Here is a 15,102-nt window from a genome sequence, read left to right on the forward strand (position 1 = left end):
AACCGACCCTGCTTAGCCCACTGCGGCCTACGCCGCATGCTTACCGCCGTAGTGCTCGCACACCCAGTGGTCTTCCCATTTTCCGGCGCGGAAGTAGCTGGCAAAACCGACCCGTAGCCGCGCCGGAATGCCGCGCTCCCGCAGGGCGCAGACAGCGAGCAACGCGAAATCGTGGCAGGTGCCGTAGAGATAATCGCCGAGGGCGCGATGCTCGGTCAGCGGACGGGCGTCACGCTGCAAGGCTGCGTCCAGGAGGCGGGATGCCTGGCGAAGATCGCGGTCCGCCTCGGCCGTTGCCGGGACGCCGAAGCCGAGGGAGCGGGCGATGGCGTGGTGGATGACGAAGTCTTCCAAGGCGTCCGCCAAGGCTGCCGGCGCGGCCGGCAGTTCATTCAGCCTCTCCCGGTGCGGCCCCGGATCGGACCATTTCGTGTGCCGATAATCGACCGGGCCTGCGGGCATGCGATTAGGCGGCGCGCATGCGTTGGGCCAGGTTCTCCCCGATCATCACACAGGTGAAGTGCAAATTGGCGCGGCAATCCGTCGGCATGATGGAGGCGTCGGCGATGCGCAGGCCGTTGACGCCGCGGACGCGGAGGTCGGGGTCCACCACGCCGCGCGGGTCTTCGTGCGCGGTCATGTGGCAGGTGCCGGCGGCGTGCTGGCCGTCGCCGAGTTCGGCCAGTAGCAGGGCGTCCAACTCGTCGGGCGGGAGGGCGGCGGCTTGGGCAGGGGTGAGATTGGTTTCGCCGATGGTGATCGCGTTGCAGAGATCGGCGATGGCCGGGTGGGCGGTGAGCGAGGCGAGGCGGATGACGGCGTCGCGCAGGCGGATGCGGTCGCGCTCGTCGCTGAGCATGTTCTCCTCCACCACCGGGTTAGCGCGGGGGTCGGCGGAGGCGAGTGCCAGCCAGCCGGTGGAGAAGGCCTGGTAGACCGAGGCGGCGAGGGCGCCGTGCGGGGCGGGGCCCGCCCCGGTGCCGACGAACATGCGGTGGTTGAAGCCGATCACCAGCATGTCGCGAAACCCGCCACCGGCCAGGCCGCTGCTGTAGGAAAGGCAGGAATTGGTGTGCCGGGCGTCCGCGCCCTGGGCCTGAAACGGTGGCTTCAGGTCGAGGCTGGCGCGGATCATCGGGTGTTCCAGCAGATGCTGGCCGACGGAGGGCTGGTCGTGCAGCACCGGGATGCCCAGCGCCGCCAAGGCCTGGGCCGGGCCAATGCCGGAGCGCATGAGGATCGCCGGGCTGTGGATCGCGCCGGCGGAGAGTACGACGTCGTTGGCCGACAGGTCTTCCCACGGGCCACCGTCGAAGCTGACGCGCACGCCTATGCAGCGCTTGCCGTCGAACAGCACGCAGTCGACCAGGGCGCCGCCGCGGATTTCCAGGTTCGGGCGCCCGCGCGCGGGCTCCAGATAGCCGTCATTGGTGGTGACCCGGCGCCCATTGCGGGTGTTGGTGGGGTAGCAGGAGAAACCCTCGGCCTTCGGGTCGTTCAGGTTCGGGTTGAAGCCGTAGCCGGAGCCGAGGGCCGCGTCGCGCAGGCCGCGATCGACCGCGCCCCATTCTGCCTGTGGCGCACGGTGCACCGGCAGTGGGCCGCCGGCGGTGCCGCACTCGGCATCGTCCTCGATCTTGGCAAACAGGGGCAGCACGTCATCGGCGGCCCAACCTTCGCAGCCATTCTCGGCCCAGCCATCGAAGGCGTCGGCGACACCGCGGATGGCGATCTGGGCGTTGACGGTGGAACTGCCGCCTAACGCTTTACCACGCCAATAGTACTTCGGTGCCTGCGCGGCAGACCGGCGCGCCAGGAGCGCGGGCCATTGCCACTGCGCCTGCAACGCCGGGTCGTGCATGAAGGGGACGATGTTCTTGCTGCGCAGGGCATGTGGCGCTTCCGCGGCACGCCAGTCACGCCCGGCCTCCAGCAGCAGCACGCGGCGGTTCGGGTCCTCGGACAGGCGGGCGGCCAGGGGAGCACCGGCGGACCCGGCGCCGACCACGATCACGTCATACATGTTAGGCTGCGTCCTTTATCCCAGCGACCATCGCTGCCGCGGTGGCGCCGCGCACTTTGGCGATGTCGTCCTGGTATTTCAGCAGCACGCCGAGCGTGGCGTCCACTGCCTCGGGGGTGAGTTCGACCCGGTTCATGTGGGCGAGGGCGCGCGACCAATCGATCGTTTCGGCGACGCCGGGTAGCTTGAATAGCTCGGTTCCGCGGAGTTCCTGCACGAAGGCGACCACCTGGGCGGACAGCTTTTCCGGCAGGCCGGGCGCGCGGGCGCGGAGGATGGCGCGTTCACGCTCGGCGTCCGGGTAGTCGACCCATTGATACAGGCAGCGCCGGCGGATCGCGTCATGCACCTCCCGCGTGCGGTTGCTGGTGAGCACGACGACGGGCGGGGTGGTGGCGCGGATGGTGCCGTACTCCGGCACGGTGATCTGGAAATCGGCCAGCAATTCCAGCAGGAAGGCTTCGAACGGTTCGTCCGCCCGGTCCAACTCGTCGATCAACAATACGGCTGGCGGCAGGTCTGGGTCGATGGCGGAAAGCAGGGGGCGCGCCTGCAGGTATTCCCGGGCATAGATGTCCCGCGCCACCGCCGCGGTGTTGCCCTGTGCCTCCGCCAGGCGGATGGCGAGGAGTTGGCGAGCGCGATCCCACTCGTAGGCCGCGGCCGACAGGTCCATGCCATCGTAGCATTGCAGCCGCACGAGGCGCCGGCCGAGGCCCGCCGCCAGCACCCGGGCGATCTCGGTCTTGCCGGTGCCGGGCTCGCCCTCCAGGAACAGGGGGCGGGCCATGGCGAGCGACAGATGCACCGTCGTCGCCAGGGACCGGTCGGCGACGTAGCCCTGATTCTGCAGCAGGGCGGCCGTGGCGTCGATGGTGGCGGGCAGCGTGGTCAAAAGACGTAGCTGCCGAATATGAGGATGAAGATCGCGGCGAAGATGACGGACCCGATCCAGAACACCAGCGGGTAGCCATATGGGTCCTTCGGGATCATCGACAGCAGGCTGACGGCTGCGGGCGTGTGCCCGGCCACCGGCACGACCGTTCCCACGGCGGCGACGATCGGGCCATCGGCGGCGGTCGCGGGCTGCGCCGGGGCGGCGACGGCGGCACTGAAGCGATCGAAGAACTGGTCCGCCATCTGCTTGGCCGTGGCGTCGATCAACCGGGCGCCGAGTTGGGCGATCTTGCCGCCCACCTGCGCCTTGACCTCGTATTTCAGCACCGTGAACTCGCCATCGTCGGACAGATGCACGGTGGCGCCGCCATTGGCGAAGCCGGCCACGCCGCCCTGCCCCTCACCGGCGATGCGGTAGGAGTTGGGTGGGTCCAGGTCCAGCAATTGCACCTTGCCGGCGAATTGCGCCGATATCGGGCCGATCTTGACCGCCGCGGTGGCCTTCATGTCGGTGTCGGAAGTCTTTTCCAGCGTCTTGCAGCCGGGAATGGCTGCCTTCAGCATCTCGGGATCGTTCAGCGCGTCCCATACTTTCTGCTTCGGTGCGGGGATGCGCCGCTCGCCGGTCATATCCATTGGTCGTTCTTCTCCACTCGGTGGGCGTAATGTCCGACATGGCGGACGAGCGCGCAACCGGGCGGCGGATTGCAGCCCCCTGGCCCGCGCCGTATCACTGCGGAAAAGGAGAACTTCCATGTCCTATCTCGTCGCTGCCGACCTGCCGCAGGGGCAAGCGGGTGATCGCCTGCGCGCGCTGTTGGCCCGCCCCGGCATCCTGCGCATGCCCGGCGCCCATAACGGCATGGCGTCGTTGCAGGCCAAACAGGCCGGGTTCGAGGCGCTGTACCTGTCGGGCGCGGCGATGACGGCCTCGATGGGGATCCCGGATCTGGGGATGATCACGGTGGACGAGGTCTGCTTCTTCATACGCCAGATTACGCGGGCGTCGGGCCTGCCGGTGCTGGTGGATGGCGACACCGGGTATGGCGAGGCGCTGAACTGCATGCACATGGTGCGCAGCTTCGAGGATGCGGGCGCGGCGGCGGTGCATATCGAGGACCAATTGCTGCCGAAGAAATGCGGCCATTTGAACGACAAGAAGCTGGCCGACCCGATGGATATGGCCGCCAAGGTCGCCGCCTGTGCCAAAGCCCGGCGCCACCTGGTGGTGCTGGCCCGCACCGACGCCGCGGCCAGCGAAGGCATGGACGGCGCGGTCGCCCGGGCCAAGCTGTTCGTGGAAGCCGGGGCCGACGCCATATTCCCCGAGGCGCTGCACGATGCCGAGATGTTCCGCGAATTCGCCCGCCGCATGCCCGGCGTGCCGCTGCTGGCCAACATGACCGAGTTCGGCCGCACCCCGTTCTTCACCGCCTCCGAGTTCGAGGAGATGGGGTATAAGATGGTGATTTGGCCCGTGAGCTCGTTGCGGGTCGCGTCCAAGGCGTCGGCCGAGCTGTATGCGGCGATCGCCAAGGATGGCGGCACGCAGAACAAGCTGGATGCGATGCAGACCCGCAAGGAGCTGTATGCCACGATCGATTACCACGGCTACGAGTCGCTGGATGCCTCGCTGGTGGCGACGATTACGCCCGAGGGGATGCCGCAGCGCTCCTGACGCCGACCGGGCGGGGCGCGGGGTAGCCAGGATCGCGCCCCGACCCCATCTGATTGGCCTATATGGTTTCCGACCCCCGCCAACGCCCGCTCTATGTCGGTAGCGAGATCTACCGTGGCTCCACCTACGGGCCGAAGCATCCGCTGGCGATCCCGCGCGTGTCGACGGTGACCGATCTGGTGCGGGCGATGGGATGGATGGATGAGGCCCGGTTCATCTCCGCCCCAATGGCCAGCGTGGCCGCCGTCACCCGGTTCCACGACCCCGATTACGTGGCCGCACTGCGCCGGGCGGAGGAGACGCAAACGGTCGGCGAGGCGGACCGCGCACTGTATCGCATCGGGGCGGAGGGCAACCCAGTCTACCGGGAAATCTATCGCCGGCCCATGACCTCCGCCGGCGGGGTGATGCTGTCGGCCCGGCTGACGCTGGAGGGCGGCACGGTATACTGCCCCGGCGGCGGCACGCATCATGGCCGGCCGGCCCGTGCCTCCGGCTTCTGCTACCTGAACGACCCGGTGCTGGGCATCTTGACGTGGTTGGACGCGGGGCTGGAGCGTGTGGTGTATCTGGACATCGACGCGCATCACGGCGACGGCGTGCAGGATGCGTTTGCCGAGGACGACCGGGTGCTGACGCTGAGCGTGCACGAGGCCGGGCGCTGGCCGCATACCGGGCTGGCGGAGGACCGGGCCGGGGGGGCGGCGCGGAATTTTCCGGTGCCTGCCGGGTTCAACGACGCGGAAATGCGGGTGTTAATGACCGATGCGATCCTACCGCTGATCCACGCGCACCGGCCGGACGCGATCTTTCTGCAATGCGGCGCCGATGCGCTGGAGGAAGACCCGCTGGCCCGGCTATCCCTGTCCAACAATGCGCATTGGGGCGTTGTGGAGGCGGTGCGCCACCTGGCGCCGCGGCTGATCGTGACGGGGGGTGGCGGTTATAATCCCTACACCGCGGGGCGCTGCTGGGCGGGGGTATGGGCGACGCTGAACGACATCCCCGTCCCGGACCGCCCCACCCCGGCGGCGGAAAGCCTGTTGCGCAGCCTGGTGTATAATCGGGCCGCCGGGCGCAATCCGCCGGAGCATTGGTTCACCACCTTGCGCGACGCCCCGCGCGAGGGCACGGTCCGGCCCGAAATCCGGCAGCTCGCGGCCGGTGCATTGCAAGAAGGTATGTCTGCATGAATCGTCGCATGCTGCTGTTGGGCTTGGTGGCCCTGCTGCCGGCCATGGCCTGCGCCCAGGGCGGCCCGACCGCCGCGCAACCGGAACTGCCGAAGGAAAAGCTGGTCGTCGTGACGCGGGATGGGGTGAAGCACGATTTCAACGTGGAAATGGCCCTGACGCCGCAGCAGCAGGAGACAGGGCTGATGTTCCGCCCGACGGTGCCGGCCGATGGCGGCATGCTGTTCGACTGGGGCTCGTCCCGCGAGATGGCGATGTGGATGCACAACACGGTGGCCCCGCTGGACATGCTGTTCATCAACACGGACGGCACCATCCGCCGCATCGCCGAGAACACGACGCCGCAGAGCCTGGCGACGATTCCGTCCAATGGGCCGGTGCGGGGCACGCTGGAACTTGCGGCTGGCACAGCGGCGCGGCTGCATATGCGGGTCGGCGATAAGGTGCGGCAGCGCATTTTCGGCAATGCCAGCTAGGCGTGGGCGGAACGGTGCTTGATCCGGCGCGGGCGTGCTTCTAGGGTCCGCCCCGATGTCGGGGCGTGGCGCAGCCTGGTAGCGCGCCTGTTTTGGGTACAGGAGGCCCCCAGTTCGAGTCTGGGCGCCCCGACCATCGGTTTCAGCGGGTTTCGTGGGCAGCCTGCCGCCCTGGGAAGCGCTAGGTAGCAAGAGGAGCGTCCTTGCCGCCCACCCACCAACGAAGCCTTTCTTGAGGCGACTGTTAAAGATGGCGTGCGCTGTTCTCATCCTGAGCCGCAATGTTTCAGCCCTGTAAAGGTGACGTTTTCTACGAAGCTGATGTCGGGACCTTGGTCTTGTGCCAACCGGCGCAGAGTGGCTACGGTTGATACGAAGTGTCAGCAAGATCAATGGTCAGCACCCACGTCTGGATACTGGTTAAGGTCTCGATTCTCGTTGCGGGCGTCAGCGTCATTGGGGCGAGAGCAGGTCAGAACGGCCCAGAGAGCTTTGCGTCGATCATCAGCCATGGCGCAATATGCGACGGCAACGGAGCGAACGCGGAGGCGGATACCGCTGCGGCCGAGGCGATTGCCGCGGCTGGACAAGACATATACCTGCCAAGCAACAACTACTGCATTTTCAAGCGCCCCATCGCGCTACATCGACCTGGCCAGCGCATTTTCGGTGATGGTCCGGCGGCATCGAAGATCCTGGTCTACGACGTCTTTGGGGCAAATGGCCGAAACGGCTTCGACGAAGGTGTCTTGAACCTTGAAGCTCCCGGGCAGGCGGTGAGAGGGATCAGCATGTCGTTCCGACAGCCGGCTGAACCAAAGCGCCGCTCAGACTTGGTCACCTACCAGCCGGCCATTCGTGCGCGACAGCCCGCGACCGATCTGGCGGATCTGCTTATCGCCGGCGCCACCACATGCATCGATATGGGCGGCAACAGCAACGCCGGGAATTCGCACCTTACAAAGATCGATACCGGCTGTTTCGATTACGGCATCCGACTCGACGGGTCGCTCGACACGGTCAGCATCCAAGATCATCATAGCTACCCATTCCAAATGACTGGGGCGCAAGCCGCGGTTTTTGGGCGCGCACAGAATATCGCGATCGACCTAGGGCGCGTTGATGATTACGCGATTCAGGGCGGGCTCTGTCTCGGACAGACCTGCCTCAACCTTTTTAATGGCGCGCAAGGCGGCGCTTTCGGCACCGTCACCGGGTACGATTTCGACGGGGCCGCAATTGGCATCAACATGACGACACCGAATGCGTCGCTGGTAGGTGCGGCCCTAACATTTTCTTCCGGGTCCGATAGCCAACACGCGATCATCCAGAGCGCAGGGCGGCTGGTAATTTCGGGCTCAAGCTTTTTCGCCATCGCGACAACGGCGCTCGATACTTTCACAGGAGGGCTCCAGTCGATCACCGGCAGCGAGTGGAATGTTGGACGCTACGACGCCGCTGTCATCATCGCCAACTGCTTGGGGGAAAGTAACGCGCCAGCGGTAAACGGGTTAAGCGCCACCTCATGCCGGATCACGCTATCGGGCAATACGGTAGAACGCGACCCAAGCATTCGCTTTCAGCATCCATGGCTCGATTCGTTGAACGCTGAGGTTGTGATTGCGACGGGCAACAGCGTGACCGCCACGTCTCAGGGCGGTCCCTTCATCAAGATTGCAAATGACACACCCGGCAACCGAGTCATCGGCAATAGTTCGCCCGGCTGGACGAACTATGTCGCGAACATCGCGATGCCGAACCAACTTACCCCGCTGCCGGTCGGCGGCATCGGCGGTATTTACAATAGCAACTGAGGGGGCCGCGTTCTTTCGCAACTCCCTCACCACTCGGCCTTCGCCATTGGCGTGCGGTACGGATATTAGGTAGTTGAGAAGAAGGAACCTAGGGGCAGCCATGATCGAGGTCGACCATATAAGCCTTGGCGACACTCCGGGGGATATTGCAGTTGGCAGGATACAGGGCCTCGCCGGTCAGCTGCGGTTTGGTGAAGCCGCCGAGGCCATATTCGAGCTTTTCCGCTCTCCAGTGTGGGCGGAGATCGAAAATGGCACGTTTGAAGTCGATGGACTGGTTCTGCCGCACCAGAGCTGGAACGTCATCATGGCGATACTTCTCCAGGCCTACGCCTTTGAGGTCGTTGCAGATCACATTAAAAAAATGTTTAACGCGACTGATATTGTCATTGGCCGGAAAGACGATGACAAACCAACTATATTAGACATTCACATCAACGACGGGAGTGTGGTTTTCTTTTTGCATAGCTTGGTAAACCGGGACTGGATGTGGTTTGCAGCGTTGCGATTTATTGGCATACTGCCGATGATAATGCACATCTACCGATATAGGCGCGGTAACGGCAGTTTTTCTATTTCGATGCTTGATGCATCTTCCACGGGTGAGCCGTCATTCTCCAGCGTGGATGTTGCCAGCACTCTCTTACCGGACCCGATTTTCGTCGAATCGGGGGGCTACTACACGTTGCGCCGCACATTTCAGACGCCCCCCCCGTTCAATGAGCGCAACCTGCGCGCTATGTGGCGAGGGTCTACGACCGGCACACGGGTAACGACGTGGAGAACTCTGCCGCGTGCGATCCTATGTGAGATGTCGGAGCGGGATGGTAACCTTCTCGACTGTGGTATCACCAATGTCGTGCAGGTCGATTCTATTGCGGAACGAGAGGAGATCATCAATTCTAATCTTATGAAGCCGACAATTAGTTCCTCAGACTTTGCCAAGTATGCATTTCATATCGATATAGATGGCAATAGCAATTCTTGGCCTGGCCTTTTCTCAAAGCTTCTATCTGGTGGAACAGTGTTTAAGGTGGCTTCAAAGGAGGGTTATCGACAGTGGTATTATGATCGACTCAAGCCGTGGCTACATTACATTCCTGTCGAGACTGACATGGCGGATCTGCTAGCAAAAATACAATGGGCCAGAAACAACATTGATCGGGCTGAAAGAATTGGTCGGGCGGGGCGCGGGTTGGCGGCGTCTATGACGCTTGGAAGCGAAATGGACTTTGCAGTCGCCGCCATTGAGGCAGTGTTCGTCTGAGCGGGACGACACGACACGCTTCGCTCGTGCGACCAAACCACCTTCGACGCGGGTGAACAGGGTTTTACGCAACTCCTGCGGGTTCAGCAAAATAAGTCCCTGAGGGCATCGATCCTGCGAGGTGAGACGACGCCCAGCCATTCTGCTTTTCCAACGCGCTTGCCAATCAAGAAGTGGGAGCATAGCTTTTCCCTATGAACCTCGATCACCTCCTCAAGCGTCCTTCGCCCTATCAAGGCCTTGACCTGAGCGATTGTCCAACTGGCTTGAAGTGGGGATATGGATCTGCGGATCCTATCCTTGCTCGGATCATCAGGGAACTGCAGCCGCAGACAATAATTGAGATTGGTTCGTATGAGGGTGGCTCCGCGACATACATGGGACAAGCCGTCAAAGATGCTGGTCTCGACACATCGATTATCTGTGTCGACACATGGCTTGGTTCCCCGGAACACTCGTTGCAAGACGGGTTTGCCGATGCGTTACATGCCCGAAATGGCTACCCTCGGCTTTATTTTCGCTTTCTCGGCAACATGAAGCTGGCTGGGCTTGAAGACATCGTTACGCCACTGCCGAATACAAGCGAAAACGGTGCTGTCATTTTGACTGCTCTCGATATCAAGGCGCAGTTGATTTTCGTAGATGCAGCACATGAGTATGCGCCTGTATTACGCGATCTCGAAGACTACTGGCCGTTGCTGGCAGATAAGGGAGTGATTGTCGGCGACGACTATCATCCCTCTTGGCCGGGGGTTGTGCAGGCGGCGCACGAGTTCGCGCGTGCTAATTCGCTGCCGCTTTTTGGCAAGCAGGGCAAGTTTGTTTTGCAAAAAGGTGGCGCTGTGGGCCTGAATACACTGGCTGAAGAGGGTTTCAGTCAAGTGCATTTTGACTAGGGAAGACTACGCTCATGAATGCGGCCGGGCGCAGTCTGCTTGGCGAGGTGCTGACCGCGATCTCTGGCTAGATTGGCGGCACAACAGCCACGGTTTTCCAAGTGTCGCTGCAGGTTGTGGAGTTCAGCAGTGGCCATTACAAGAGCCGCGATGAGGCATGGTTGGCACGAGCGCGCCACGAGAAGAGTGGGACTTTGATAATGAGCACGCAAGTGGGTGTCCCCGAATTCCAGAAAGCCGCTTTCGCGCAATTTGGAGAAGATGGCGTCCTCGCCTGGCTGTTTCACGGGCGTAAGAACGGCTTCTATGTCGACGTTGGGTGTCATCATCCGTTCCGCTTTTCGAACACTGCGCTGCTTCACAACGAGCAGGGTTGGAGTGGCATCAATATTGATGTCGACGAGAGAGCGACCGCTCTTTTCAAGCAACATCGTCCCTTTGACACAAATATCACGATGGGGGTTGCCGGAGAGGCAGGCATTCGGGAGGTTACCATTTTTGACGAAGGCGCGATCAATTCCTTCGACAAAGAGGCCGCCGCCCATCCCGCTTGGGCCAACATTCCGAGACAGTCACGGATGGTCGAAGTCGAACCATTGGGCTCTATTCTTCATCGAACCATGCCAAAGGGCCGTCAAATCAACCTGCTGAACATTGATGCAGAAGGGTTGGACGTCGAAATACTTGCATCGAATGATTGGGCAGTCTTTACCCCAGAAGTTATTACTGTCGAGGTTCATAATTTTGACCTTGGCAATGTCCAGGCCAATGAAACCTACCGCTTCCTTCTCCAAAAGGGATATCAGCTAGTTTCTCACGTTGCGCTGACATCGATTTATCGGCTGGCCTCATTTCAGCAAAGACAGCAGCCTGTCGGCGTGTCTCACCAGGAAGCCATCTGGCTTTACCGGTGCATTTTAGGACGTGAACCAGAGTCTCCTGAGACAGTTGTCTGGTTTGCAAACAGTCATGCGTCTTTCGAGGACGCGCGGAAACACCTGCTGGATTCTCTTGAGTTTAAAATCAAGAATGTCGGGGTGAAAGACGAGTATTTCATCCCGGAAAAGTTTCCTGCTACCTTTACGAAATCGGCTAAACGCGTAGGGCTCGCCGTAATCGTTAGAGACGAAGCCGCCAACATCGAAAACATGCTTCGATCATGTGCTCCGCTGCTCGACCATGTCTCCCTCATCGACACGGGGTCGACAGACGGGACCGTGGATATCGCGCGCGGGGCGTTGGCCTCGCTTGGTCTGCCAAATACGATAAAGTCCATTGCCTTCGAAGACTTTTCCCATGCGCGAAACGCCGCATTGGAGGTCGTCCCGTCGAGCATGGACTGGGTGTTGATGCTGGATGCCGATGAGGAGCTCGTTGCGGCAGATTATTGGCGGTTCAACGCCCTCCTCGAGGCAGACGACAACATCGATGGCTGGCAACTTCCGCGTATGAATTTTGCTGATTTGGCGAAGCGGAAACCCCTAAGGCCATACCCTGATTATCAGAGCCGGCTGTTCCGCAATCATCTATCGGATCCTGTGCGCTTTTCGGGACGTGTGCATGAGAGACCACAGAGTCTGAAGTGGGGATTTGCGCCACTGAACCGAAGTGAAGTCGGCGAAATCGGCGGGCCACACATTCACCACCTTGGCTACGCGGACATCACGCAAGCGCGCTGGCAGAAGAAGCATGACTTTTACACGAAGCTCGCGGGTCAGGATAAGAGTAGTTCCTGATAGAAAATATTATGCTCGAGTTTGGCGAAGTTGCGATTACTGATCGACCGCTCGAACGAGCCTAGTTGGCTTTCGTCCTGTGCGGATCGTCGCATGCCTGGAACAAGACTGTGCGTGGGCGTGGCTTGCGCTGTAACTATCGGAATGCTTCCAGGCGCGCGTTTCAAATACCGGCTTCCGTGTCCGCGGGGTAATCGGTCGGCCGTGACGTAGGCAGCCATTCATCCCCGTGTTGAATTAGAAGACCCTGCGCACGTTTATGCCGTCAACACCGGTGAGCCGCCGAGTGCCAGGGCGCTATTGCCTGCCAGTATGCGGGCGAAGTAGGCGGTGGTTCGCTGTAACCCGTCATCTAGGTCCACGGTGGCTGCCAATCCAGTAGCTTCCTGGCGAGGGTGATGTCAGGACAGCGCTGTGTCGGGCCGCCTTGGGGCCGTAGTCGGCATCCGATCCCGGCATTCCAACTGGTGAGGCGGATCGCCCGCTCCGCCAGTTCGCGCACTGGGATTTCGTGCGGGTTGCCGATGTTGACTGGGCCGGTAACGCTGTCATCGGTATCTATGAGGCGCAGGAAGCCCCTCGATCAGGTCTTCGACGGAGCAGAAGGCTTGGGTTTGGCTGCCGTCGCCGTAGCGGGTGATCGGCTCGACCTTCAGCGCCTGGACGATGGAGTTGGACACCACGCTGCCGTCATTCGGATCCAGTGACGGGTCATAGGCGAGGTGAGGGGCCTACATCGTCGGCGCGGGCGCTAGCAGCCCGGCGCGACTTCGAATAAGGTCTTGGCCGAAAAGGATAACCCGATGTCTTGGCCAGCTAACAAAGAGCACATTCGTGCAATCTACAAAACACTCCTTAAGCGCGAGCCCGACGAAGTCGGGATGAAAGGGTATCTCGCCCTAGGAGACATTGACACGGTTATTGAACAAATCAGTAATTCTGCCGAAGCCAAAGCGCTGGACGATAGAAATAGTCCGTTCTACCACTTCAATTCGAAAATCGATGTGGCGGCGGTCGTTAAGAGTTATGAGAAGCTCGATCGGGAGCCGGTTGCGGGTCGGATTGTGAACTATCTCGGCGTCATCATCGATCCCGCATATTTGCTTGGCGTGCTGGATGGGCGGCAAGACACGGTAGAGGGCGTGCCGATCCCGGCCAACTGGCACGCCGACATGGCCGAGTTCGGGGCAGCGCTGCGGGCGGTGGATTTGGCGACGGAGACGTTCCGGGTTGTCGAATTAGGGTGCGGTTGGGGTTGCTGGCTGCTGAATACCGGTGTGGCCGCTCGCAACAAAGGCTTGAAGACGTCGCTCATCGGTGCGGAGGGCGATCTGGGACACGTAAAGTTTGCGCAACGCGCCTGCGAGGAAAATGGATTCGATCAGTCCCAGGCGACAATCTACCAGCGCGTCGTCGGGCCGAAGCATGGCGTTGCCCTGTTCCCGAAGCAAGAAACCTCAGGCGAACAATGGAACCTGGAAGCGGTGTTCGATGCCACCAAGGCACAGATTGCCAAAGCCAGGCGCTCTGGCAAATACGATATTCTGGATATCGTGACGCTTGAGGATTTCGTCGACAAGGGGGAAGTGATCGACCTGGTGCACATGGACGTCCAGGGGGTCGAGGCTGACTTCATCGATAACTGCGTCCAGACGATGAACGACATCGTCTGCTATGTCGTCGTTGGAACCCACTCTCGGCAAATCGAGGGGCGGATATTCCAGACGATGGTTGATAACGGATGGGTTTTGGAAGTGGAGAGGCCCGGTCTCCTCGAGTTGACGGGGCCTACGCCAGCGATGCGGGTCGATGGGGTTCAGGGGTGGCGCAATCCTCGCCTGCGGCCCCTATAGCGGGGAGTGGCCGGTGTTCGAGGCCAGCATGTGTGCGAAATAGGCGATGGTGCGCTGTAGCCCATCATCCAGCGAGACCGTGGGCTGCCAATCCAGGAGCTTCTTTGCCAGGGTGATGTCGGGACAGCGCTGGGTCGGGTCGTCCTGGGGCAGCGGGCGGAAGACGATCTCGGAATCTGACCCGGTGAGGCGGATGATTCGTTCCGCTAACGCCCGCACCGGGATTTCATGCGGATTGCCGATGTTGACTGGGCCGGTCACGCTGTCGTCCGTGTCCATCAGGCGCAGGAAGCCCTCGATCAGGTCGTCGACGAAGCAGAAGGCGCGGGTTTGGCTGCCGTCGCCATACAGGGTGATCGGCTCGCCCTTCAGCGCCTGGACGATGAAGTTGGACACCACGCGGCCGTCATTGGGGTGCATGCGCGGGCCGTAGGTGTTGAAGATCCGAACCACCTTGATCTGCACTTTATGCTGTCGGTGGTAGTCGAAAAACAGCGTCTCGGCCGCACGCTTGCCTTCGTCGTAGCAGGCGCGGGGCCCAAGTGGATTGACGTTGCCGCGGTAATCCTCGGTCTGGGGATGCACGGTGGGGTCGCCATACACCTCGCTGGTGCTGGCTTGGAACACCTTGGCCTTCACACGTTTGGCGAGGCCCAGCATGTTGATGGCGCCAACGACGCTGGTCTTGGTCGTCTGCACCGGGTCGAACTGGTAGTGAATCGGCGATGCCGGGCAGGCTAGATTGTAGATCTCGTCCACTTCGGCATAGAGCGGAAACGTTATGTCGTGACGCATGGCCTCGAACTGCGGCAGTCCCATCAAGTGAGCGATATTGTCCTTGCGTCCGGTGAAATAATTGTCGACGCACAGCACATCATTGCCGCGTGCAATGAGCCGCTCGCAGAGATGGGACCCGAGAAACCCGGCTCCGCCCGTGACCAAGACGCGTTTTCTGGTAAGGCTCAAACTCGTAGTTCCTCCGCGTTCACTCATCAAGGTCGCCTAATCTGCCAGCTACGTGCGAAACTGGGCAGTCGGCACCTAGCGGCAACGCCCCCCTCGGGGCACTGCCGTCGTGCAGTTGTCGCCCCTCATCCCATTCGTTGAGCGAAACTGGTTCAACGACATTTACACGATACACAAATGAGCGGCTGACATGATGGCTGAAGATTGGCCAACCGTCATGAACTCTGGTGCATTTTTCGCTGAGAGGATAGCGGGACGTGCGTGTGGTTTAACGGGACAGATGTGTGCCGGGTTGTAACTGAG

At 61.5% G+C, this 15,102-nt stretch carries 14 protein-coding genes and 1 tRNA gene; 9 read left to right on the forward strand and 6 right to left on the reverse strand.

Annotation, left to right across the window (positions count from 1 at the left end):
- Positions 1 to 27: 27 nt before the first annotated feature.
- From GSQ76_RS26505 to GSQ76_RS26520, 4 genes are read right to left on the reverse strand one after another with little or no spacing between them, the layout of a single operon-like run.
- A complete protein-coding gene (locus tag GSQ76_RS26505; protein WP_158747088.1) occupies positions 28 to 462 on the reverse strand; it encodes a transglutaminase domain-containing protein in 435 nt (144 codons plus the stop codon).
- A 4-nt stretch (positions 463 to 466) separates the two neighbouring features.
- On the reverse strand, positions 467 to 2,023 hold the full coding sequence (locus tag GSQ76_RS26510; protein ID WP_158747089.1) for a GMC family oxidoreductase: 1,557 nt from the start codon (positions 2,021 to 2,023) through the stop codon (positions 467 to 469).
- A 1-nt stretch (position 2,024) separates the two neighbouring features.
- Complete coding sequence (locus GSQ76_RS26515) at positions 2,025 to 2,918, reverse strand: MoxR family ATPase (RefSeq protein WP_158747090.1); 894 nt, start codon at positions 2,916 to 2,918, stop codon at positions 2,025 to 2,027.
- Positions 2,915 to 3,556: a carbon monoxide dehydrogenase subunit G gene (locus GSQ76_RS26520; protein ID WP_158747091.1), complete on the reverse strand. Its 642-nt coding sequence runs from the start codon at positions 3,554 to 3,556 to the stop codon at positions 2,915 to 2,917. The genes GSQ76_RS26515 and GSQ76_RS26520 overlap by 4 nt, the downstream gene beginning before the upstream one ends.
- 118 nt (positions 3,557 to 3,674) lie before the next feature.
- Here GSQ76_RS26520 and prpB point away from each other — a divergent pair, with 118 nt between their 5' ends.
- The 8 genes from prpB (at position 3,675) to GSQ76_RS26560 (ending at position 11,980) form a co-directional block, all read left to right on the forward strand.
- The gene (gene prpB / locus GSQ76_RS26525) at positions 3,675 to 4,598 is read left to right on the forward strand and encodes a methylisocitrate lyase (RefSeq protein ID WP_158747092.1); all 924 of its coding nucleotides are present in this window, start codon (positions 3,675 to 3,677) and stop codon (positions 4,596 to 4,598) included.
- A gap of 62 nt (positions 4,599 to 4,660) precedes the next feature.
- Positions 4,661 to 5,791: an acetoin utilization protein AcuC gene (locus tag GSQ76_RS26530; protein WP_158747093.1), complete on the forward strand. Its 1,131-nt coding sequence runs from the start codon at positions 4,661 to 4,663 to the stop codon at positions 5,789 to 5,791.
- Positions 5,788 to 6,267 (forward strand): DUF192 domain-containing protein, encoded by a 480-nt coding sequence (locus GSQ76_RS26535; RefSeq protein WP_158747094.1) that lies wholly within the window; start codon positions 5,788 to 5,790, stop codon positions 6,265 to 6,267. The genes GSQ76_RS26530 and GSQ76_RS26535 overlap by 4 nt, the downstream gene beginning before the upstream one ends.
- Positions 6,268 to 6,326: 59 nt before the next feature.
- A tRNA-Pro gene (locus tag GSQ76_RS26540) sits at positions 6,327 to 6,403 on the forward strand.
- A 256-nt stretch (positions 6,404 to 6,659) separates the two neighbouring features.
- Positions 6,660 to 8,081 (forward strand): hypothetical protein, encoded by a 1,422-nt coding sequence (locus GSQ76_RS26545; RefSeq protein ID WP_158747095.1) that lies wholly within the window; start codon positions 6,660 to 6,662, stop codon positions 8,079 to 8,081.
- Between the two features lie 100 nt (positions 8,082 to 8,181).
- Complete coding sequence (locus GSQ76_RS26550) at positions 8,182 to 9,348, forward strand: glycosyl transferase family 90 (protein ID WP_158747096.1); 1,167 nt, start codon at positions 8,182 to 8,184, stop codon at positions 9,346 to 9,348.
- 194 nt (positions 9,349 to 9,542) lie between these two features.
- Positions 9,543 to 10,244: a class I SAM-dependent methyltransferase gene (locus GSQ76_RS26555; protein ID WP_158747097.1), complete on the forward strand. Its 702-nt coding sequence runs from the start codon at positions 9,543 to 9,545 to the stop codon at positions 10,242 to 10,244.
- Positions 10,245 to 10,444: 200 nt separating this feature from the next.
- A complete protein-coding gene (locus tag GSQ76_RS26560; RefSeq protein ID WP_158747098.1) occupies positions 10,445 to 11,980 on the forward strand; it encodes an FkbM family methyltransferase in 1,536 nt (511 codons plus the stop codon).
- Between the two features lie 548 nt (positions 11,981 to 12,528).
- Here the strand turns inward: GSQ76_RS26560 and GSQ76_RS32400 are convergent.
- Positions 12,529 to 12,660 (reverse strand): hypothetical protein, encoded by a 132-nt coding sequence (locus GSQ76_RS32400; RefSeq protein ID WP_256367026.1) that lies wholly within the window; start codon positions 12,658 to 12,660, stop codon positions 12,529 to 12,531.
- Positions 12,661 to 12,762: 102 nt separating this feature from the next.
- Here GSQ76_RS32400 and GSQ76_RS26565 point away from each other — a divergent pair, with 102 nt between their 5' ends.
- Positions 12,763 to 13,833, forward strand: a complete 1,071-nt coding sequence (locus GSQ76_RS26565; RefSeq protein WP_158747099.1) for a class I SAM-dependent methyltransferase — start codon at positions 12,763 to 12,765, stop codon at positions 13,831 to 13,833.
- Here the strand turns inward: GSQ76_RS26565 and GSQ76_RS26570 are convergent.
- Complete coding sequence (locus tag GSQ76_RS26570; protein ID WP_408837321.1) at positions 13,828 to 14,799, reverse strand: UDP-glucuronic acid decarboxylase family protein; 972 nt, start codon at positions 14,797 to 14,799, stop codon at positions 13,828 to 13,830. The genes GSQ76_RS26565 and GSQ76_RS26570 overlap by 6 nt on opposite strands.
- Positions 14,800 to 15,102: the final 303 nt, after the last annotated feature.

The organism is Acidisphaera sp. L21 (assembly GCF_009765685.1).
Lineage (GTDB): Bacteria > Pseudomonadota > Alphaproteobacteria > Acetobacterales > Acetobacteraceae > LMUY01.